A 21,827-nucleotide genomic window follows, 5' to 3' on the forward strand; every position below is an offset into this window, starting at 1 on the left:
CGTTGTCGTTTAGGTTGAATGAATTTGTATTAAATAGGAAGCCAAGCCAATGGCTGAAACTGAAAACGCTATGCCAGAGTCAGCGCAAGTTGATTCACGCCCAGCATTTGCAATTGTAGAAGAGCTCAAAACCAAATTTGGCGAGAACTTCTATGTGCAAACGACTTTTGAAGACTTTCCAACGGTCTGGGTTGAGCGCGCGCGCGTACAAGAAGTTTTAATGTTCTTGCGTACAGTGTCACGTCCATACGTGATGTTGTTTGACTTGTCTGCGGTAGATGAACGTTTACGTACACACCGCGACGGTTTGCCTGCGTCTGACTTTACTGTGTTCTATCACTTATTATCGCTTGAGCGTAATAGTGATATTCGTATCAAAGTTGCATTGAGTGAAAATGATGTAAATCTTCCAACTGCAACCAATATTTGGCCAAATGCCAACTGGTACGAACGTGAAGCTTACGATATGTTCGGGATCAATTTCGAAGGGCATCCAATGCTCCGTCGTATTTTGTTGCCAACCTATTGGGAAGGTCACCCACTTCGTAAAGAATACTCTGCACGTGCCACTGAATATACACCGTATATGCAGAACCAAGCGAAGCAGGATTACGAACAGGAACACCTTCGTTTCGTACCTGAAGATTGGGGTATGAAGCGCGGTAATGACGACGAAGACTTCATGTTCTTGAACTTAGGTCCGAACCACCCATCTGCGCACGGTGCTTTCCGTGTAATCTTGCAGTTGGATGGTGAAGAAGTGAAAGACTGTGTGCCTGATATCGGCTATCACCACCGTGGTGTGGAAAAGATGGCTGAACGTCAAACGTGGCATTCATTCATTCCTTATACCGACCGTGTCGACTACTTAGGCGGTTGTGCGCAAAACATGCCTTATGTGATGGGTGTGGAGCAAATGGCAGGTATTACTGTACCTGACCGCGCGCAATGTATCCGTGTCATGATGTCTGAATTGTTCCGTATCAATAACCACTTATTGTATATTGGTACTGCGATTCAAGATGCCGGCGGTATGACCCCTGTATTCTATATGTTCGCTGACCGTCAAAAAATCTATGACGCGATTGAAGCGATCACGGGTTACCGTATGCACCCAGCATGGTTCCGTATCGGTGGTACAGCGCATGACTTGCCAAACAACTGGCAACATCTGATTCGTGAAATCCTAGATTGGATGCCGAAGCGTATGAACGAATACTACACAGCAGCGCTTAAAAACTCTGTATTTGTAGGTCGTACGCGTAATGTTGCGCAATATGACGCGAAATCTGCGTTGGCTTGGGGTGTAACTGGTACAGGTCTACGTGCAACAGGTATTGACTTCGACGTTCGTAAATATCGCCCATATAGTGGCTATGAAAACTACGACTTTGATGTGCCACTTGAGTACGAAGGCGATGCGTATGCGCGTGTTCTTGTTCACTTCCGTGAAATTGAAGAATCACTCAAAATCGTGAAGCAATGTTTAGACAACATGCCTTCTGGTGCATACAAAGCAGATCATCCATTGGCTGTTCCACCACCAAAAGACAAGACTTTACAAGATATTGAAACCTTGATTACGCACTTCTTAAGCGTATCTTGGGGTCCTGTAATGCCTGCAGGTGAAGCATCTGTAATGGCGGAAGTGGTCAAAGGTGCGTCGAACTACTACTTGACTTCAGACAAGTCAACGATGAGTTATCGCACCCGTATTCGTACACCGACTTTCACGCATTTACAGCAAATGCCTTCTGTGATTAATGGCAGTCTGGTATCTGACTTGATCATTTATTTAGCGACAATTGACGTCGTTATGGCTGACGTGGATCGCTAAGGGGTAAACGCATTATGATGATTTTGACTGATAAAAAGCCACGCGTGAATGTTGAAGGGATTTTGACTGCGGACGAAATCCACGAAATTGAACATCACATTGGTCACTATCCGTACCCACGTGCAGCATCTTTGGATGCTTTGAAGTGTGTACAACGCCGTAATGGCTGGGTAGATGACGCGCAGCTAAACGCCATTGCTCAGTTATTGACAATCAGTGTTGCTGATTTGGAAGGTGTTGCAACTTTCTATAACCGTATTTACCGTCAACCCGTGGGTCGTAACGTCATTTTACTTTGTGACTCGATTGCATGTTTCTTGATGGGTGCGGAAACGTTAGCAGAAGCTTTTCAGCGCGAGTTAGGCATTCAGTTTGGTCAAACGACTGCTGATGGTCGTTTTACTTTGCTGCCGATTTGCTGCTTAGGTAACTGTGACAAAGGCCCAACCTTAATGGTGAATGAAGACACTCACGGTTTGGTTGAAGTTTCTTCAGTGAAACAGTTATTGGAGAAGTATGTATGAATACCGAACCAAAACCAATTTATGGCGAAGGTAACCCAGAAACGCATCCATTAACTTGGCGTTTGAGTAAGCAAGAGCACGTTCGTAATGCAGATGATTACGAAGCGCTTGAAGGTTACGCGGGTCTGAAAAAAGCAATCACCATGCCGCCGAAAGATGTGCTTGAAGTGATTAAAGCTGCGACCGTAAAAGGTCGTGGTGGTGCAGGCTTCCCAGCAGGGATCAAATGGTCTTTGATGGCGCCAAATGACAACTCAGGTCCACGTTACCTGATTTGTAATGCCGATGAGATGGAACCAGGGACCTTTAAAGACCGGTTGTTGATGGAAAAACTTCCTCACCAATTGATCGAAGGGATGTTGATTGCAGCGTATACGCTAGAAGCAACCCATGGTTATATCTTCATTCGTGGCGAGTACATTGAAGCAGCTGCTTACTTAAATGAAGCGCTTGAGCAAGTTCGTGCCAAAGGTTACTTGGGTGAAAACATCCTTGGAACTGGCTGGAACTTCGAGTTGCATGTGCACACGGGGGCGGGTCGTTATATCTGTGGTGAAGAAACTGCATTAATCAACTCGCTTGAAGGTCGCCGTGCAAACCCACGTACGAAACCACCATTCCCACAAGTTGCGGGTGCTTGGGGGCGTCCTACCATTGTTAACAACGTAGAGACATACAACAACTTACCGGCAATCATGTTGCGTGGCCCTGAGTGGTATATCGGCTTATCTGCGGGTAAGTCAAAAGATCCAGGCACAAAAATTTATGGTGCATCTGGCAAGGTGAAATTCCCTGGTCTTTGGGAGCTTCCATTTGGTACAACTGCGCGTGAAGTCATTGAAGACTACGCAGGTGGTATGCGTGATGGCTTAAAACTTAAAGCATGGTTACCGGGTGGTGCGTCTACAGACTTCTTGGCTGCTGAACACATTGATCTACCGATGGATGCTGAGAGCATCATGAAAGCAGGTTCACGTTTAGGTACGTGTTTGCTGATGGTGGTGGATGAAACGCAATGTATGGTTTCAGCGACACGTAACTTAGAAGAATTCTTTGCACGTGAGTCATGTGGTTTCTGTACGCCTTGTCGTGATGGTTTACCGTGGGCGGTGAAAGCACTGAAAGCATTGGAAGATGGTACAGGTAAGAAAGAAGATATCGATCACTTACAAGAACTTACTCGTAAGCTTTGGATTGGTAAGACTTTCTGTGCGCATGCTCCAGGTGCAATGGAACCGTTGATGGGTGCACTCAAATATTTCCGTGGCGAGTTTGAAGCAAAAGTAGTGAATGCTGCTGCGCAAACTAGCAACGTAGAACAAGCTTAAGGAATTCGACTATGGCTACAATTCATGTCGATGGCAAATCGTACGAAGTCAATGGCTCAGAGAACTTGCTGCAAGCATGTTTGTCTTTGGGTATTGATATCCCGTACTTTTGTTGGCATCCATCCTTAGGTTCTGTCGGTTCTTGCCGTCAATGTGCCGTGACTCAATACGCGAATCCTGAAGATACGCGTGGTCGTTTAGTCATGTCATGTATGACGCCTGCATCTGACAATACCTACATCTCGATTGAAGACAAAGAAGCGAAAGACTTCCGTGCGTCAATTGTTGAGTTCTTGATGACGAATCACCCACACGACTGTCCAGTCTGTGAAGAAGGTGGGCACTGTCATTTACAAGATATGACCGTGATGACTCAACACGACCGTCGTCGTTACCGTTTCACTAAACGTACACACTACAACCAAGAGCTGGGCTCATTCATTTCACACGAAATGAACCGTTGTATCGCATGTTACCGTTGTGTTCGTTACTACAACGACTATGCGGGTGGTACTGACTTTGGTGTGTATGCAAGCGCGTCACGTGTTTACTTTGGTCGTCCTGAGTCAGGCACTTTAGAGTCTGAATTCTCGGGTAACTTAACTGAAGTATGTCCTACAGGTGTATTCACTGACAAAACTCACTCAGAACGTTATAACCGTAAGTGGGACATGCAGTATGCGCCAAGCGTATGCCAAGGCTGTTCTTCGGGTTGTAATATTTCTCCGGGTGAGCGTTATGGCGAACTTCGTCGTGTCGAAAACCGTTTTAACGGTGAAGTGAACCAATACTTCCTTTGTGATAAAGGTCGTTTTGGTACAGGTTATGTGAACCGTGCAGATCGTCCACGTCAACCGCAGTTCCGTGATGGTGCTGAAGTCACTACAGTTTCTGTAGATCAGGCATTAGATACCGTGATTGCAAATATCCAAGGCAAAAAAGTCTTAGGTATTGGTTCTCCACGCGCATCACTTGAGTCGAACTTCGCGCTTCGCGAATTAGTTGGTCAAGAGAACTATTCAACAGGTATGTCTCAAAAAGAGCAAAACTTGGTTGAATTGGCTGCATCGATTATGCAAACCGAAGGTGTATATAACCCAGGTATGCGTGAAATCGAAAGCTATGATGCTGTGCTTATTTTGGGTGAAGACTTAACACAAACTGCGCCACGTATGGCTTTGTCTGTTCGTCAAGCGGCGAAAAACAAAGCCAAAGAAATGGCTGCGGAACGCCGTACTCAAGACTGGTTAGCAGAGCCGCTACAACGTATTGCTCAAGATGCGAAATCACCGATTTTCATCCTCGCTGCAACACAAACACGCTTAGCTGATGTTGCTGCAGGTGAGGTGGTTGCTTCTCCAAACGACATCGCTCGTTTAGGTTTTGCCGTTGCTGCTGCTGTGAAAGGTGATGCAATTCTTGGTCTGGCGGATGATGCGAAAGCATTTGCTCAGAACATTGCAGATACACTGAAAACGGCGAAGAAACCACTGATCATTTCAGGTACAAGTTTACAAGACGCATCTATCATGGAAGCTGCTGCACAAGTTGCGCAAAACCTTGGTGGAAATGCTGGCTTAACCTTGACGGTTCCTGAAGTGAACTCTATGGGCTTAGCAATCTTCGGTGGGCAAAGTTTAGAACAAGCTTTTGCGCAAGACTATGATACGGTTGTGATTGTTGAAAATGATCTATTCCGTCGTTTGCCTGCGGTGCAAGTTGAAGCAGCACTTTCTGGTAAAGATGTGATTGTTTTAGATCACTCTGAAACTGAAACTGTGAAGAAAGCGGATATCGTACTTTCTGCTGCATCATTTGCTGAAGGCGACGGTACGGTTGTCTCTCAAGAAGGCCGTGCACAACGTTTCTACCAAGTGTATGACCCGAGCTACTACAAACCTGAACTGGCGATCAAAGAATCTTGGCGCTGGTTACATGCCATTGAAACAGGCGTGAAAGGTAAAGCGATTTCTTGGACCTTACTTGATGACGTGATTGAGTCAGTTGCGAAAAACGTACCTGCACTTGCTGCGATTCAAGATGTGGCGCCAGATGCGGGCTTCCGTGTCCATGGTTTGAAAGTTGCGCGTGAACCGCGTCGTTACTCTGGTCGTACCTCTATGCGTGCACCATTGAACGTGCATGAACCGAAACAACCGACAGATATCGACTCGGCATTAACATTCTCTATGGAAGGTTATGTCGGGAACCAGACTCCGTCTCCACTGGTACCATTTGCATGGTCAGCAGGTTGGAACTCACCGCAAGCTTGGAATAAGTTCCAAGATAACGTGGGTGGTCACTTAAAAGGTGGTGATTCGGGTGTGCGTTTATTCGATCGTTTAGCGAAGCGCCCAGCACGTACTTTCGTTGCTCCTGCGGTTGTGGTTGCAAACCCTGAAAGCTTCCGTTTAGTGCCAATGCATCACATTTTTGCTTCTGGTGAATTTACTGTGAAAACACCTGCGATGGAATCGCGTATTCCTGAAGCGGTCTTTGCAGTGGGTGAGCAAGATGCAACTCGTTTGAATGTTCAAGATGGTCAAAAAATCACTGTGAAAGCAGGCGAGACTTCGATCGTACTTCCAGTTCAAGTGATTGATTATTTACCTACAGGTTATATTGGTTATCCAGTTGGTCTTGCACCTACGGTTTCACTTGCTGAGCCTGTATCAGTCGCGGTAGGAGCGTAATTCATGCAACAAGAATTAATCCGTCAAACGCCGCTTTGGGCTGAGAACTGGCCAATTGCCTACTCAGTCATTCAAGCGATTGTGATTTTACTCGTTGTAGTACTCATCGCTGCGTTGATGTCTTTTATTGAGCGTCGTTTACTGGGCTTATGGCAAGACCGTTATGGTCCGAACCGTGTAGGTCCTGGGGGGATGTTCCAGATCGTTGCCGACATGTTGAAAATCATGTTCAAAGAAGACTGGACACCAAAGTTTGCTGACAAATTGACTTTCCGTTTAGCTCCTGCTGTTGCCATGGCAACAGCGGTGATGTCGTTCATGGTTATTCCTGTATCACCATACTTAGGTGTTGCAGACATGAGCATCGGTCTATTGTTCTTTATGGCAATGGCAGGTATTGCAGTCTATGCCGTATTGTTTGGTGGTTGGTCATCAAACAACAAATATGCATTGCTTGGTGGTCTACGTTCTGCAGCTCAAACCATTTCGTATGAAGTGTTCTTGGGTATTTCATTGATGGGTGTGGTTGCAATTGCAGGCTCATTCAACATGCGTGAAATTGTAGAAGCACAAAAAGATGTATGGTTTGTCATCCCACAGTTCTTAGGTTTCTTAATCTTCGTGGTTGCGGGTGTTGCGGTAACTCACCGTCACCCATTTGACCAACCAGAAGCAGAACAAGAATTGGCGGAAGGTTACCACGTCGAGTACGGCGGTATGAAATGGGGGATGTTCTTCGTTGCGGAATACGTCAACGTAGTTCTGATCTCTGCATTGATCGTAACGCTATTCTTCGGTGGTTGGTTAGCGCCATTTAACATCGATATTCCGTTCATTCCACCAGTATTCTGGTTCATTATCAAAACAGCATTCTTTGTGATGATGTTTGTCTTGGCTCGTGGTTCACTTATGCGTCCGCGTTATGACCAAGTGATGAACTTTGGTTGGAAGATTTGCTTACCATTAGCGTTAGTTAACTTATTAGTTACTGGCGCAGTGATTCTGTGGTAAGGGCAGGGAGAATAAAATGTATAAAATTCTAGCTGGGTTCGGGTCAATCGTACGTTCACTGTGGATGGTTTTCTCACACGTGACACGTAAACGTGACACCATTCTTTACCCAGAAGTGCCAGCCGAACAAATTGTTCCACCACGTTTCCGTGGTCGTATCGTGTTAACACGCGACCCAGATGGTGAAGAACGTTGTGTTGCGTGTAACTTATGTGCAGTTGCATGTCCTGTTGGCTGTATTTCACTACAAAAAGCAGAAAAAGAAGATGGTCGTTGGTATCCGGAGTTTTTCCGTATCAACTTCTCACGTTGTATTTTCTGCGGTATGTGTGAAGAAGCATGTCCGACGACTGCAATTCAAATGACTCCAGATTTCGAGTTGGGTGAATACGTTCGTCAAGACTTGGTATATGAGAAAGAAAATTTACTCATTTCAGGTCCTGGTAAATACCCAGACTACAACTTCTACCGTGTAACAGGTATGGCTGTAACTGGAAAAGACAAAGGTCAAGCGCAGCGTGAAAGCGCACCAGTTGATGTACGGAGCTTATTACCATGATGTGGCCATTTTATTTGATGGCACTTGTGGCCATCGTTTCTACGATTCGTGTTGTGACCAACGCGAATCCTGTACACGCTTTATTAAGCTTGATCGTTTCACTTCTTGCAGTTGCAGGCATGTTTATGATCGTGGGTGCGCCATTTGCTGGCGCGCTTGAGATCATCGTCTATGCAGGCGCGATCATGGTGTTATTCGTATTCGTAGTGATGATGTTAAACCTTGGTCAACACACCGTTGAACAAGAACGTAAATGGTTAACATCGTCTGCTTGGGCCTATCCAGCACTCATGAGCTTCTTAATGGGCTTGGTGTTGGTGTGGATGCTCGGCTCTGACTACACAGCGGCTGGCCCTGTTATGGGTACTGAAGTTGTGGGTCCAAAAGTCGTTGGCCAAGCACTCTTTACTCACTATTTATTATTGGTTGAAGTTGCTGCCATGTTATTGCTTGCTGCGTTGGTTGCAGCATTCCATCTTGGCAAACGTGAACCAGGTGCAGAAGAGGACAAACAATAATGGGCAACATCCCTTTAGAACATGGTTTGATTGTTGCAACCATTCTTTTTGCACTGGGTTTTTACGGTGTGATGGTGCGACGCAATCTATTATTTATGTTAATGAGCCTTGAAATCATGATGAACGCAGCTGCGCTTGCGTTTGTTTTGGCTGGTAGTGCATGGGTACAACCAGACGGACAAATCATGTTTATTCTGATCTTAACGCTTGCTGCGGCAGAGGCTTGTATTGGTCTTGCGATCGTCCTTCAGTTCTACCATCGCTTCCATCACTTGGATGTGGATGCTGCTAGTGAGATGCGCGGATGAGTTTTTTATATTTAACAGTATTATTCCCGCTCATTGGTTTTGTCCTTTTAGCGGCAGGTCGCAACAAGCTTCCTGAAAATGTCGCTGCCATTATTGGTGTGGGGGCGGTTGGCCTTTCTGCATTGGTTGCTTTGATCGCTGGTCTAGACTTTGTTAATAACGGCAAAGTGACTTATGTTCAACATCTTTGGACATGGTTCAATGTAGGCAATCTAAGCCCAGGCATTAGCTTACATCTTGACGGTTTATCACTGCTCATGATGGGTATGGTGACAGGTGTGGGTTTCCTGATTCACATCTTTGCATCATGGTATATGCGTGGTGAAGAAGACTTCGCGCGTTTCTTCTCTTATTTCAACCTGTTCGTTGCTAGCATGTTGCTGCTCGTATTGGGCGATAACTTAGCGTTATTGTTCTTGGGTTGGGAAGGCGTAGGTCTATGCTCTTACTTGCTGATTGGTTACTACTACCAAAACCCTGCAAATGGTTTTGCGGCAATTAAAGCATTTACCGTAACACGTGTTGGTGATGTTTTCTTACTGATCGCTTTGTTCTTAATTTACCAACAGTTCGGTACTTTAAACATTGCAGAAGTGGTTGCAGCTGCACCAACAGTGATGACACAAAGTTCATCTTTAACCATTTGGACAGCACTGATGTTGTTCTTGGGTGCAGCAGGTAAATCTGCACAGATCCCATTACAAACATGGTTGGCCGATGCAATGGCAGGTCCTACACCTGTATCTGCATTGATCCACGCTGCAACGATGGTAACCGCAGGTGTTTACCTGTGCTGCCGTATGTACACCGTGTTTGAAATGGCACCTGAAGTGATGATGTTTATCTCAATCACAGGTGCGGTAACGTTGTTAGTGGCTGGTTTTGCTGCATTGGTTCAAACCGATATCAAACGTATTTTGGCTTACTCAACGATGAGTCAGCTGGGTTATATGTTTATGGCAGTGGGTGCTGAAGCTTACCAAGCAGGCTTGTTCCACATGTTAACTCACGCATTCTTCAAGGCATTATTGTTCTTGTCTTCAGGTGCCGTGATTTTAGCTTACCACCACGAACAAAACATCTTCAAGATGGGCGGTTTGTTCTACAAGAACAAATTCCTATTTGCTTGTTTCGCCATTGGTGGCGGTGCATTGGCCGCGATTCCATTCATTACCGTGGGCTTCTTCTCGAAAGATGCGATCTTGGGCGCAGTTTGGGTACAAGGCGAATCAATCGCAGTGTATAACTCATTGTACTGGGCGGGTGTAGCAGGTGCATTCTTAACGTCGATTTACACATTCCGTCTCATTTGGGTTGTGTTCTTTGGTAAAGAAAATACACCGTATCATGCGATTAAAGGCATTACTTTCTGGGGTCCTTTGGCGATTCTTGCTGTACTTTCAACTTTCGTCGGTGCGGCACTTAAAGCACCAGTGGAAAGCATTTTAAATGCAGCAAAAATTCCAGCATTTGTTATTCCTGAAGCTTTAGAACATGGTATGCACAGCGCAGAATATACTGCTGTGGGTATTGCATTGGTTGGTTTAGTGATTGGTGTGGTCTTGTTTGCGTTTGCTTATAGCGCAGTGAAAGGCTTTGCTAAAACGTCATTGGGTGCAGGTCTTGCAAACATTTGCCGTAATGCACTGGGCTTCGATGCGCTTTATGACATCGTTTTTGTGAAACCATATTTGCTTATTGCGAAGATTTTAGGTCGTGATCCAATTGATCGTTTGTGGTTAGTCTTGCCTGCACTTGTAAAAGGTGGTCATAGCTTCACAAGTTCACGTCAAACGGGTTCATTGCGTGATTACGCATCAAGCATGGCATTAGGTATCTTTGTATTGCTAATGGTCTTGATCGTCACTCAGATCGTGGGGAAATAAGATGGAAATCACAAACAACTGGATTCTACCCGCGCTGATCTTAGTTCCGTTCATTGCTGGTTTTATTTGTTGGTTAGTCGACAAACTCGACGACAAACTGCCGCGTTATATCGCGTTAGTGGGTATGCTCATTACTTTGGGCTTAACTGTTGCGCTATGGCAGACAGGTACATTTAACTACGAACTTGGCGCGAAAGTGCCATCGTGGTCTGCTGAATTCATGTTGCCATGGATTCAGACTTTAGGCATTAATATCCACTTAGCGGTGGATGGTCTATCTCTATTAATGGTGGGCTTAACTGCACTTTTAGGTGTGTTGGCTGTCGGCTGTTCTTGGGGTGAAATTCAAAAGAATGTTGGTTTCTTCCACTTAAACCTTTTATGGTCTTTGGGTGGTGTGATCGGTGTATTCTTAGCGATTGACATGTTTTTGTTCTTCTTCTTCTGGGAGATGATGCTTGTACCTATCTACTTCTTGATCGCACTTTGGGGTCATAAAGGGGCAGAAGGTAAGTCACGTGTTTATGCTGCAACCAAATTCTTCCTCTACACGCAAGTAGCGGGTCTTATCATGCTCATCGGTATCCTAGGCCTTGTGGTTTACGGTTACATGATGACAGGTATGATCGGTTTCGATTACAACTACTTATTAGCTGTAGCCAATACTTTAGATAAAGAATTACCTACTGTTGCTTATGCATTTATGCTGTGTTTATTCGTCGGTTTTGCGGTAAAACTTCCAGTTTTCCCATTACACGGCTGGTTACCAGATGCGCATGCACAAGCGCCTACAGCGGGTTCGGTTGACCTTGCAGGTATTTTGATTAAGACAGCTGCATACGGTTTACTTCGTTTTGTGATTCCATTCTTCCCAGCGGCTTCTGCACAGTTTGCAGACATCGCGATCATTTTCGGTTTAATCGGTATCTTCTACGGTGCTTGGTGTGCTTTCCAGCAAACCGATATGAAACGTTTACTTGCGTACACGTCAATTTCACACATGGGCTTTGTTTTACTTGCGATTTACGCAGGTAACATCTTAACCTTCCAAGGTTTGATGATCATGATGTTGGCACATGGCCTATCATCTGCTGCATTGTTCATTATGTGTGGTCAAGTATACGAGCGTGTGCATACTCGTGATATGCGTTTGATGGGCGGTATGCGTGGTCAGTTCCCATATCTTGCATTCTTCCTCATGTTCTTCGTGGCGGCGCTTGTAGGTATTCCGGGTCTAGGTAACTTCATTGGTGAGTTTCTGATCTTGATGGGTTCTTATGCAAAATTCCCAGTGTTTACTATTCTTGCAGCAGTAAGCTTAGTATTTGCAGGTCTTTATGGCTTGATTCTGATCCACAAAGCGTTGTTTGGTACGCCAAATGAAGAACAACAGCAGCACTACAACAACCCATTGAAAGATTTAAATGCGCGTGAAGTAGTGATCTTGTTAATCTGTGCTTTCGGTCTGTTATGGCTCGGTCTGTACCCACAAAGCTTCCTTGATATTTCAAATTCAAGCATGGCGTGGTTAGCGAACAGCTACATTCCTGTACAAGAAGTAGTTGACGTTGCGAGTCAAGCAACTGTTCAACTCGAAAATGTGGAGATGCAATAAGTCATGAACTTCACAATGTCATTTTCTGAGCTTATGCCTTTAGCTCCTGTGATGATCGTTGCTTTAACAACGATCGTCGTGATGATTCTTACTGCAATTAAGCGTAACCATAACTTAATTGCGACAGCATCAGTGGTGGGCTTAAACCTTGCAGCAGCATATGTACTATTCACAATGTTCGGTGGTGCTTTTAAACCTGCGAACGTGATGGGTATGTTCATGGTGGATGCGTTCACCTTGCTGTACCAAGTAATTATTCTAATTGCTGCTTTGGCATGCTGTACTCTGTCGCATGCCTATATCGAAAGCTATAAAGATAACCGTGAAGAACTGTATATCTTAATGTTGTCATCAGTCACTGGTGCAATGTTAATGGTGGCAAGCTCTCACTATGCATCGTTCTTCATTAGCCTTGAGTTGATGTCGATTCCTGTATATGGCTTATTGGCATATACACACCAACGCTCTAAGTCTTTAGAAGCGGGTGTGAAGTACTTGGTGCTTTCAGCAACAGCTTCGGCTATGTTGTTGATGGGTATGGCTTATATTTACGCGTACACAGGTTCAATGTCATTCTATGACAATGTTCAAGCGTTAATGCAAAACATCCAACAGCCAATGGTACTTTTAGGTTTAGGCCTGATTGTTTTTGCTGTGGCATTCAAACTGTCTTTAGTGCCATTCCACAAATGGACGCCAGACGTTTATGCAGGTGCACCAACTCCGATCGCAACATTCCTTGCTACAGCTGCAAAAGTAGCGACGATTGGTCTGTTTGTACGTTACATCCTTACTTCAGGTGCGATTCTTGTTGACTCAATCGTGACGATCTTAACCGTGATTGCGGTGTTATCGATCTTGGTGGGTAACTTCCTTGCAGTGAAACAAGTGAACTTGAAACGTATCTTGGCATACTCTTCAATTGCACACTTTGGTTACTTGTTGATTGGTTTAATCAGCATGACTTATGCAAGCCTTGGTAATGTATCGGTCTATGTGATCACTTATGTGTTAACTACGATTGGTGCGTTCGGTGCGGTTGCATTGATGTCTAGTCCATACAACAACGTAGACGAAGCAGAAAGTCTAGCGGACTACCGTGGTCTATTCTGGCGTCGTCCAGTGCTGACTGCCGTATTAACCGTGATGATGCTATCGCTTGCAGGTATTCCATTGACAGCGGGCTTCATTGGTAAGTTCCTTGTGGTCATGGCTGCGGTAACGACTCAGCACTGGTTCCTTGCTGCGATGATCATCGTTGGTTCTGGTATTGGTCTGTACTACTACCTCCGTGTGATGGTTGTTATGTACATGACACCACCAGATGCACCTCGTGTAGATGCTGTGGATCATTGGGGCCAAAAAGTGGGTGGTATTATGGTGCTTTTAGCTGCGGCAGCAGTGCTTGTGATTGGTATCTATCCAGATCCAATTATTAAATTAGCACTTCAGTCAGAGATTCTATCTCCAATCCACTTTATGCTTTCTCAACAGCACTAATTTTTAAAAACGTTTCGTTTTAACAAAAAAGCCTCCATCAATTGGGGGCTTTTTTGTTTTTATCGCACGATAAAAAGCTTTATAATGTAAGGAATTTTATTTTACCTTTTAGGTGCTCTCCCGTGGCTATCCATGAAATTCGTCATCCACTGATTCGTCATAAGCTTGGTCTTCTTCGTCGTGCAGATATCAGCACTAAAAACTTCCGTGAGCTGGCTCAAGAAGTGACCATGCTGTTGACCTATGAAGCGACCAAAGATTTACCTGTTTGCGACCATGAAATTGATGGTTGGAATGGTAAAGTAACAGTAGATCGCATTGTGGGTAAAAAAATCACGGTTGTGCCAATTTTACGTGCGGGTATTGGCATGTTGGATGGTTTTTTAAACCTGATTCCAAGTGCCAAAGTGTCTGTACTGGGTTTAGAGCGTGATGAAGAAACGCTTGAAGCACGTACTTATTACAAAAAATTAGTTCCAGATGTACAAAACCGTTTAGCAATGATAATCGACCCAATGCTTGCAACGGGTTCTTCATTGGTTGCTGCGATTGATGTATTGAAAGCAAGTGGCTGTAAAGACATTCGTGTGATGGTGTTGGTTGCGGCGCCTGAAGGCATTAAACGTGTTTTGGATGCGCATCCAGATGTCACTATTTTCACGGCTTCAATTGACCAAGGCTTAAATGCCAATGGTTATATCGTGCCGGGTCTAGGCGATGCGGGCGATAAAATCTTTGGTTCAGTTCAAAAAGATTAAGATTGAGCCCCAGCAAAAAGAGGCTTTTATAGCCTCTTTTTTATATACTACAACAAAGCGTGTACATATTAGGATCTGTTTATGAAGGCCGAGCAATATCAAGGAAAAGTTAAGCAATATAACGCTGACAAAGGTTTTGGCTTTATTTCCTCACCTGAAGGCGACGTGTTTTTTCATATCTCGGATTTCCCTGCAGACTCAGGTGAGCCGAAACGCAATGAACGCGTGAAGTTTAATGTGGTTGAAAATGGCGACCGCTATAAAGCGATTAAAATTGAGCGGGTTGAAGACAACTCTGCCAAAGCCAAAAAATCGAAAGTCTCAAGCCATAATAAATCGATTACCACAGACTTATTGTCTAATTTTAGACGCTAAGTCAGCGTTGATTTAGAGTGAAATCGTGCAAAGATTAATCTTTGCATTTTGAAGCAAAGAGGCTTTTTAGCCTCTTTATTATTGATTACAATACGAAAAATACAGTTGAATAGAGCAGATTATGTTTCTGAAAGGGAAAATCAAAAGCTTTAGTACCTCACGTGGTTTTGGTTTCATTGAGGTGGAAGGGGATATTGATGATGTATTTTTTCATATCAAAGATTTGCCACAGAACAACATTGAACCCAAGATTGGTGAAGCGCTTCAGTTTATGATTGTAGAAGACCAAGGTAAGTTTAAGGCTGGCAATATCCAGCGGCTCGGTCTGTCCTCAGAAAGCAAAGCCACGACATCATCAAATAAGAAAAAAGCACGTACCCAAGCCTCACCACGTTACCATGAGGCGGGGCATAAAAGTACCATCATCACTGTGTTTGGCATCATTATCGTTGCGGTATTGGGCTTTTTGACCTATGGGAAATATCAAAGTTATAGTGCAGAAAAACAGCGTAAAGCTGAGCAGTTGATGCTCGAGCAACAACAGATTGTAGAAGAACAGCGTAAAGCTTTAGGAAAGTTGCCTGATCAAATCTTATCTGAGCAAGGGAAGCGTAATTTAGATGCAGGTCTGCATCAGACCAATCAACCACGCTCTGAACGCGTAACGGAAAGTATTGATAAACAACATGGTCGTTTACCTGTCAGCACCGGGCAGTTTAAATGCGATGGACGAACCCATTGCTCCCAAATGCGTTCCTATGAAGAAGCGGTTTATTTCTTAAGAAACTGTCCAAATACCCAAATGGATGGGAACAATGATGGTGAGCCTTGTGAGCGCCAATTTGGGAAATAAAAAAAGCACCCTTAGGTGCTTTTTACTTACTTATTTTTCGCAGAATTTCATAAAGGCTTTGAGTCCTGGGCCTTGGTACTTCTGACGATGCACCAACATGAACAGGGGACGCGTTAGAGACCAGAACGGCGTATCAAGTACCACCAACTGACCTTTTTCGCGCAAAGGTTCCGTGGCCAGTTTTGAAATGCATGACATACCTAAACCACCTGCCACGATTTTTAAAATCGCTTCATTATGACCCAAGGTCAGACGGATATTGGCATCAGGCAAGTCTTTTAAAATAGCGTTATCAAACACTTCACGTGTACCTGAACCTTCTTCGCGCAAGATCCACTCGACCGATTTAAAGTCTTCAGGTGTTAATGTGCGATTTAACTGCGCCAAAGGATGTTCTGGTGCACAGCAGACCGCTAATTCATCGTCCCGCCAGTGAATGCATTGCAGTTGCGGCAAGTGACAAGAGCCTTCAATCAAAGCCAAATCTAGTTGGAACTGATTCACCGCCTCAATCATTTGACGGGTATTACCAACTTGCAGCTGTAAATGGGCTTGAGGTTGAATTTGTAAGAAGTCAGCCATCAGGTCAGGCATGAGGTAGTCACTGATGGTCAGGGTTGCACCCAAGCGCAAATCAATGCTTTGTAACTCACCTTTAGCGGCTTGCTCGAAAGCATCACAGCGACCCAAAATTTCTAAAGCTTGTGGCAGCAGGAAACGACCCAGATCATTGAGCTGAAGACGCTTACCTAGACGGTCAAACAGAGGAGCTCCCAAACCGTCTTCTAGATCTGCTAAAGCCATACTCGCAGCACTCTGGGTGAGTCGAACCGCATCACTGGCTTTGGTTACTGTGCCTTCTTGAGCAACTGCTACAAAAACCGCCAACTGGCGTAAAGTCATGCGCATGAATATAGCCTTAACATTTAAAAAATATTAACAAATTATGTGGTCATGCTAACATGAGCAACGTCTTTGATGCCACGCTGAAATCATGTCAATTGAAAAATTTAGCCTAGAAAAGGTTTTATCCGTACACCGTTGGACCAATACACTTTTTAGCTTCACCATGACGCGACCTGCACATTTTAAGTTTACCGCAGGACAATTCGCCCGTATTGGCATCAAAGTGGGTGATGAATTGGTGGTTCGAGCGTATTCGGTGGTGTCCTCTCCCTTTGATGAAACTTTAGAGTTTTTCTCGATTGTGGTGCCTGAAGGTGCATTTACTTCGAACTTACAACACTTAAAAGTCGATGACGACATCTACCTCGAAAAGATCCCGTACGGCTTTTTGACTTTGGCGCGTTATCAACTGCCGTTACCAAAAGATTTATGGTTACTGGGCACAGGCACAGGGCTGGCACCTTTTATTTCGATGTTGCAAGACTTTGAGACGTGGTCGAAGTACGAGAGCATTACACTGGTCTATAGCGTACGTACAGCCTCTGAACTGGCGTATGCAACACGTATTCAAGAAATTGCAGAGACTTTTGGTGAAGGGCATACAGGCTTTAAATTTGTGCCGATTATTACCCGTGATCCACATGCGCCACTGCATGACCGCTTACCTGTACTGATTGAAAATGGTGAGCTTGAAAAAGCAGTTGGTTTGAGTCTGAACCCTGAAACCAGCCATGTGATGCTGTGTGGTAACCCGCAAATGGTCGAAGACACCAAAGAAGCCCTGAAAGCACGTGGCTTGACCATGAACCGCCGTGGTGAAGGGAATATTGCGGTCGAAAACTATTGGTAAGATTCAAAAGCTCACATGGATAGCGATATCAAAGTATTGCTAAAACATCGCTTTAGCACAGAGAAAGAGACGAAATATCGCGTAGGTTTTGTTGTTGACTGAAACACTTTAAACTGAGGAGCAGTGGGGTAAATGCTAAAAATGGATTCATTTCGTAATCGGTTGATGGTGTTATTTGCTGGTTTGGCGTTTACTTTGGGGCTTTGTATTACCTTATATATCGGCAAAACTGCTTCGGCTCAAATGAGTAAATCCAGCGGTCAAACCTTATATATTGCTGCGAAGAGTATCAGTAATACTTTGGCAAATTCGTTGACAGAACGTGAACGGGAAATGGTGCTTTTGAGTCAATCACCGTTTATTGCTGAGGCAGACTTTAATAATCCACGTCTTCAACAGCAACTCGATCAAGTTAAAAAATCATATCAATATTATGCATGGCTTGGGATTGCTAACCCCGAAGGTAAAGTCGAAGTTGCAGCAAATCATTTATTGCAAGGTGCAGATGTATCTGAGCGGGATTGGTTTATTCACGGCTCCAAGCGAGTGTATTTGGGCGATGTACACAAGGCTGTTCTACTCGCCAAAAAAATCAAGGCCATTAACCCAAATGAACCGATGCGATTTATTGATTTTGCAACTCCCATTTATGACCCTACGACGCATAAAATAAAAGGCGTTTTGGCTGCGCATGCAGACTGGAGCTGGGCAAGCCATGTGCTGAAAAGTTCATTGTCTGAAAATGCCGCACAACGTGGGATTGAAGTGTTCATTGTGAACCAAGCGGGTGAAATTCTATATCCGTTTAAAAGCATTGGTCAGGTGAACCCTCCGAGTTTTAGCAAACAACATGGCAATTACTTTGTGCATGACTGGGGAGAGGGACAAAACTACCTCACCACGGATGTTCCTGTGTTTTCACAAACACAGATGAACTTGGGGTGGCATGTCATGATTCGCCAGCCAGTTTCGATAGCCTTGGTAGAAGTTCGGTCACTGCAACATCAAATCTTAGCTATTGGTTTTGTGATTTCATTACTGCTACTTTTTGTGACTTATCGTTTAGCGAATCGTTTTAGCCGTCCAATTGAAAACTTGGCAAAAAGTGCGCATGCAGTCGAGCAGGGACGTGAAGATGTTTACTTTGAGGCGAATACCAGTATTCGAGAAATCAAAGCCTTGTCACAGTCATTAAATAGTATGACCGACACACTGTTGACCCAAAAACATCAGCTAATGGATGCCAATACAACGCTTGAGCAAAAGGTTCAGGAACGCACGCAGGAACTTAAAACGGCCAATATAGAATTAGAAAAGTTGGCACGGCATGATGCACTGACAGGACTATATAACCGCCGTGCTTTGACCGATTATCTGGACTATTTATACGCTCAGTTTACACGTAGTCACGTAGGCTATGCGGTGCTGTTGCTGGATGTAGATTACTTTAAAAAAGTGAATGATCAGTATGGGCACGAGGTGGGTGATCGAGTCTTAAAAGGGGTGGCACAGGTGTTGTCCTCGAACATCCGTGAGTCGGACTTTGTTGCTCGTTATGGTGGTGAAGAGTTTGTGGTGTTGTTACCCACGACCACGCTTGAAGGTGCAATGGTTTTAGCTGAAAATCTACGTCAAGCTGTCGAACAAGCCCCAATTTTGGATCAGCATCCTATCAGTATTAGTATCGGGGTGAGTGTGGTTCAGATTACAGATAGCGATGCACAGACTGCCATGCGCCGTGCCGACCAGCATTTGTACCAAGCCAAAGCGCAAGGGCGTAACCGTGTGGTTGCACTTTAACATTTAGACTTTGACTGTGGCAGATTGGAGTGATCTGCTACACTGAAGTATCTTCTGCTTTACTGTGCATTGTTGTGATGTCTTACGATATAAAAATGAGCCAACTACCTAAGGTTGAGTGTTCCCCACAGCAGAAAAAATTAAATCGTTTGATTGAACGGATTGAACAACAAAAACAAGAACTGGCGACATGGGAAAATGCGCAAGCCGACATTCAAAACTATACGCGCAGCAAGCTTTTTCCCGTTTATGCAGAGTTACACACGGTTTTATTTGAACAGCTCGATACCTTGTGGAATCACTTAGCCAGCGATGTCTTTAGCAAAGCGGACTTGGCGCAGATCGACACCCAAATAGCTGCTTTAGCCAAGATGCTAAAAAAATCACAGATGCTAACTTCCGAGCAAAAAGTACAGGTAGAAAAAATTGATACTTTCTATATGCAGCATGCAGAACATATACGTGCGAAGAAAACCAAAGCAAACTCAATACAAAGTCATAACCTTACTGAAACGGTAGAACAAAACGTAGATGTAGACTGGGAAAATTATGAATACGATTCTGCCCAGTATGAAGCAGAACGAGAACGTGCCAAGCTGTTAAAACAACAAGAAAAGCGTGAGCAAGCCGCCAAAATGACAGGGCAGTCGTTGAAAACCGTATATTTAAAAATTACTGCGATGATTCATCCTGACCGTGAGCCTGATGAAGCGAAGAAGTTGAAGAAGACCGAACTTTTGCAGAAGGTCAATGAAGCTTATGCAGCGCAGGATTTATTTTATTTATTGAAGCTTCAGTTACAGCTAGAGATCAATAAAAGCCTAAGCTCAAAAGCTTTAAGCTCGGAGCAAGTGAAGTTTTATCAGTTGGCTTTGGAAGCGCAGAGTCAGAGTTTACAAGGTCAATTAGATGAGATCTTTGCGTCTTTTCACTTGAGTAGTCATATCAATACCAAACAGCTCAAAATGAGTGATGTGTATAAGGTCATAGATCAGGATGCTACCGAGTTAAAACAGCAGTTGAAGTGGGAAAAGGAACGTTTAAGGCATATGAAAAAGGTGAGTGGGGTAGAGATGTTGTTGGGGCATGGGGTGTTGTAACCTCTCCTAGAAGGAGAGGGATTATTGATTAATCAAGTCAAATATTCTTAAGCTTCAGCAAGTAAAGCAGATAATTTATGAACTTCATTTAAGCGGCTACTTATAAGAGCTTGAATATCTTGTTTAGATAATTTTTGCTTTGAGTCGAGCAATTCATCTGTAACTTCGATCGTTTTGAAACTGACATTATCCCAATCACTATAACTTTGAAAAAAGCGACTCAAGTTACAAAACTCTATAGTTTTTGCCCCTTTATCAGTTTTCTTGATCAGAAAATGATGATTGGGTTCAGCTGTTCTTTTAATTTGAATATGATCGTCATAATTATCATAGAAAGGATGGATGAAAATATATTTGTCAGATCCTTTTGGCAAACTTTTAACATTTGTCTTTCGTGACTTGTGAGGATTTTTATTTCCTTTTGCAGAATTACAATCGACACAACTTACTATTAGATTTTCTGATTCAAATAAAAATTTGGTGTAGAGTAGACCTCTTTCATAAATCATTTTTTACTCAGTTCCAAATTATAGATCCCAGCAATTAGATTGAACCTCAATCCCAATCTTTTTCCTCGATTGCGATATCGCTCAGCAAGGATTTTGAAGGTTTTCAAACTGCCAAATACATGCTCAATGCCAATTCTTCTTTTGTTAATTTCTCGATTGTAAAGCTTTAGCTCAGGATCTAGTTTGCAGCGTTTTTTTGCTTTTAATGGCAATAGGCTATTTCGATACACTGTGTAAATCCCTTGATAACCCTTATCTGCAAGTATAAAGGCACTTGCAGGAATCTGATTCAAATTGCGTTTGAAAAGTTCGAAATCATGTACAGCACCACGACTTGTGCATAAACTCAGAATTTGCTGAGTTTTATAATGAACAATGGCTTGAACTTTGAAAGTATGTGCCTTCTTCTTACCACTATAGCTTTTCTTCTGTTTTTTTAGGCCTTTGTATTGGAATTTCTGTGGCATCTACGATCACCACATTCCAGTCAATACCTTCGCCTTCAGGCAAATGCTTTGGTAAATTAAATAAATTGGACTTGATGAGGCAGTCCTCTACATAGTGTACGATTCTTGAAGCAGTGGGCTCTGACACGCCATAACTTGTTGCGACATGGAATAATGTTCGGTATTCACGCCAATAGCTTAAGCATAAGAGAACCTGATCTTCTAGGCTTAATTTAGATGGTCTACCTTTGGCAGGAACATGCATTTTCAATTGCTCAACCATTAAATTAAAGGTTGACCATGAGATGCCGGTATATCGCTTAAACTGTGTTTCAGAAAGCTTCTTTGAATAGATGTATTTCATTCAAAGATTATGCCTGAATGTTTAAGATTCTTCGGTACAAATAATCAGCAATAGATAGGTCGTTTTTTGATTTATGAAAGAGATCTA

The 21,827-nt window shown here is 43.7% G+C and carries 21 protein-coding genes; 17 read left to right on the top strand and 4 right to left on the bottom strand.

Going from position 1 to position 21,827, the window contains the following annotated elements; all coding sequences use genetic code 11:
• Nucleotides 1-49: 49 nt before the first annotated feature.
• The 14 genes from nuoC to AXW61_RS09060 all read left to right on the top strand — a co-directional run bounded on the left by nuoC (nucleotide 50) and on the right by AXW61_RS09060 (nucleotide 15,765).
• Nucleotides 50-1,837 carry an NADH-quinone oxidoreductase subunit C/D gene (nuoC, locus tag AXW61_RS08995; RefSeq protein WP_010327357.1) on the top strand — a complete coding sequence of 596 codons (1,788 nt, stop codon included), beginning with the start codon at nucleotides 50-52 and terminating at the stop codon, nucleotides 1,835-1,837.
• Nucleotides 1,838-1,851: 14 nt separating this feature from the next.
• Nucleotides 1,852-2,361 carry an NADH-quinone oxidoreductase subunit NuoE gene (gene nuoE / locus AXW61_RS09000; protein WP_004982912.1) on the top strand — a complete coding sequence of 170 codons (510 nt, stop codon included), beginning with the start codon at nucleotides 1,852-1,854 and terminating at the stop codon, nucleotides 2,359-2,361.
• Nucleotides 2,358-3,689 (top strand): NADH-quinone oxidoreductase subunit NuoF, encoded by a 1,332-nt coding sequence (gene nuoF, locus AXW61_RS09005; protein ID WP_005400342.1) that lies wholly within the window; start codon nucleotides 2,358-2,360, stop codon nucleotides 3,687-3,689. Before nuoE ends, nuoF begins: the two co-directional genes overlap by 4 nt.
• Before the next feature lie 11 nt (nucleotides 3,690-3,700).
• A complete protein-coding gene (gene nuoG / locus AXW61_RS09010) occupies nucleotides 3,701-6,382 on the top strand; it encodes an NADH-quinone oxidoreductase subunit NuoG (protein WP_062034069.1) in 2,682 nt (893 codons plus the stop codon).
• Between the two features lie 3 nt (nucleotides 6,383-6,385).
• Nucleotides 6,386-7,393, top strand: coding sequence for an NADH-quinone oxidoreductase subunit NuoH (gene nuoH, locus AXW61_RS09015; protein WP_004695391.1), 1,008 nt, complete (start codon nucleotides 6,386-6,388; stop codon nucleotides 7,391-7,393).
• Between the two features lie 16 nt (nucleotides 7,394-7,409).
• Complete coding sequence (nuoI, locus tag AXW61_RS09020) at nucleotides 7,410-7,952, top strand: NADH-quinone oxidoreductase subunit NuoI (protein ID WP_004651038.1); 543 nt, start codon at nucleotides 7,410-7,412, stop codon at nucleotides 7,950-7,952.
• Complete coding sequence (gene nuoJ / locus AXW61_RS09025; RefSeq protein WP_171056751.1) at nucleotides 7,952-8,470, top strand: NADH-quinone oxidoreductase subunit J; 519 nt, start codon at nucleotides 7,952-7,954, stop codon at nucleotides 8,468-8,470. Before nuoI ends, nuoJ begins: the two co-directional genes overlap by 1 nt.
• On the top strand, nucleotides 8,470-8,778 hold the full coding sequence (nuoK, locus tag AXW61_RS09030) for an NADH-quinone oxidoreductase subunit NuoK (RefSeq protein ID WP_004695395.1): 309 nt from the start codon (nucleotides 8,470-8,472) through the stop codon (nucleotides 8,776-8,778). Before nuoJ ends, nuoK begins: the two co-directional genes overlap by 1 nt.
• On the top strand, nucleotides 8,775-10,664 hold the full coding sequence (gene nuoL / locus AXW61_RS09035) for an NADH-quinone oxidoreductase subunit L (protein ID WP_010327355.1): 1,890 nt from the start codon (nucleotides 8,775-8,777) through the stop codon (nucleotides 10,662-10,664). Before nuoK ends, nuoL begins: the two co-directional genes overlap by 4 nt.
• Before the next feature lie 7 nt (nucleotides 10,665-10,671).
• Nucleotides 10,672-12,279, top strand: a complete 1,608-nt coding sequence (gene nuoM / locus AXW61_RS09040) for an NADH-quinone oxidoreductase subunit M (protein ID WP_171254067.1) — start codon at nucleotides 10,672-10,674, stop codon at nucleotides 12,277-12,279.
• 3 nt (nucleotides 12,280-12,282) lie between these two features.
• Nucleotides 12,283-13,779 (top strand): NADH-quinone oxidoreductase subunit NuoN, encoded by a 1,497-nt coding sequence (nuoN, locus tag AXW61_RS09045; protein ID WP_062034071.1) that lies wholly within the window; start codon nucleotides 12,283-12,285, stop codon nucleotides 13,777-13,779.
• A gap of 122 nt (nucleotides 13,780-13,901) precedes the next feature.
• Nucleotides 13,902-14,537, top strand: coding sequence for a uracil phosphoribosyltransferase (upp, locus tag AXW61_RS09050; protein WP_058870138.1), 636 nt, complete (start codon nucleotides 13,902-13,904; stop codon nucleotides 14,535-14,537).
• Nucleotides 14,538-14,618: 81 nt separating this feature from the next.
• Nucleotides 14,619-14,912, top strand: coding sequence for a cold shock domain-containing protein (locus tag AXW61_RS09055; protein ID WP_005400349.1), 294 nt, complete (start codon nucleotides 14,619-14,621; stop codon nucleotides 14,910-14,912).
• 121 nt (nucleotides 14,913-15,033) lie between these two features.
• Nucleotides 15,034-15,765, top strand: a complete 732-nt coding sequence (locus AXW61_RS09060) for a cold shock domain-containing protein (protein ID WP_062034072.1) — start codon at nucleotides 15,034-15,036, stop codon at nucleotides 15,763-15,765.
• Nucleotides 15,766-15,795: 30 nt separating this feature from the next.
• On the opposite strand, the gene gigC is transcribed toward AXW61_RS09060, so the two are convergent.
• Nucleotides 15,796-16,674, bottom strand: coding sequence for a LysR family transcriptional regulator GigC (gene gigC, locus AXW61_RS09065; RefSeq protein ID WP_004695408.1), 879 nt, complete (start codon nucleotides 16,672-16,674; stop codon nucleotides 15,796-15,798).
• Nucleotides 16,675-16,759: 85 nt separating this feature from the next.
• Between gigC and AXW61_RS09070 the strand changes: the two genes are divergently transcribed.
• The 3 genes from AXW61_RS09070 to AXW61_RS09080 all read left to right on the top strand — a co-directional run bounded on the left by AXW61_RS09070 (nucleotide 16,760) and on the right by AXW61_RS09080 (nucleotide 20,421).
• Entirely contained in the window at nucleotides 16,760-17,521 is a 762-nt protein-coding gene (locus tag AXW61_RS09070; protein ID WP_004982896.1) for a ferredoxin--NADP reductase, read from the top strand.
• A 132-nt stretch (nucleotides 17,522-17,653) separates the two neighbouring features.
• Nucleotides 17,654-19,321, top strand: coding sequence for a sensor domain-containing diguanylate cyclase (locus AXW61_RS09075; RefSeq protein WP_062034073.1), 1,668 nt, complete (start codon nucleotides 17,654-17,656; stop codon nucleotides 19,319-19,321).
• Nucleotides 19,322-19,398: 77 nt separating this feature from the next.
• Nucleotides 19,399-20,421 (top strand): hypothetical protein, encoded by a 1,023-nt coding sequence (locus tag AXW61_RS09080; RefSeq protein ID WP_062034074.1) that lies wholly within the window; start codon nucleotides 19,399-19,401, stop codon nucleotides 20,419-20,421.
• Nucleotides 20,422-20,468: 47 nt separating this feature from the next.
• On the opposite strand, the gene AXW61_RS09085 is transcribed toward AXW61_RS09080, so the two are convergent.
• Genes AXW61_RS09085 through AXW61_RS17685 form a run of 3 tightly spaced genes read right to left on the bottom strand, consistent with a single transcriptional unit; the run spans nucleotide 20,469 to nucleotide 21,740 of the window.
• Nucleotides 20,469-20,930 carry a hypothetical protein gene (locus AXW61_RS09085; RefSeq protein WP_062034075.1) on the bottom strand — a complete coding sequence of 154 codons (462 nt, stop codon included), beginning with the start codon at nucleotides 20,928-20,930 and terminating at the stop codon, nucleotides 20,469-20,471.
• Nucleotides 20,927-21,397: an IS5/IS1182 family transposase gene (locus AXW61_RS17680; RefSeq protein ID WP_005399975.1), complete on the bottom strand. Its 471-nt coding sequence runs from the start codon at nucleotides 21,395-21,397 to the stop codon at nucleotides 20,927-20,929. The genes AXW61_RS09085 and AXW61_RS17680 overlap by 4 nt, the downstream gene beginning before the upstream one ends.
• On the bottom strand, nucleotides 21,345-21,740 hold the full coding sequence (locus tag AXW61_RS17685; RefSeq protein ID WP_081408282.1) for a transposase family protein: 396 nt from the start codon (nucleotides 21,738-21,740) through the stop codon (nucleotides 21,345-21,347). Before AXW61_RS17685 ends, AXW61_RS17680 begins: the two co-directional genes overlap by 53 nt.
• Between the last annotated feature and the right edge of the window lie 87 nt (nucleotides 21,741-21,827).

Origin of the sequence: Acinetobacter sp. BMW17 (assembly GCF_001592855.1) — a bacterium.
Taxonomy (GTDB): Bacteria; Pseudomonadota; Gammaproteobacteria; order Pseudomonadales; family Moraxellaceae; genus Acinetobacter; species Acinetobacter johnsonii.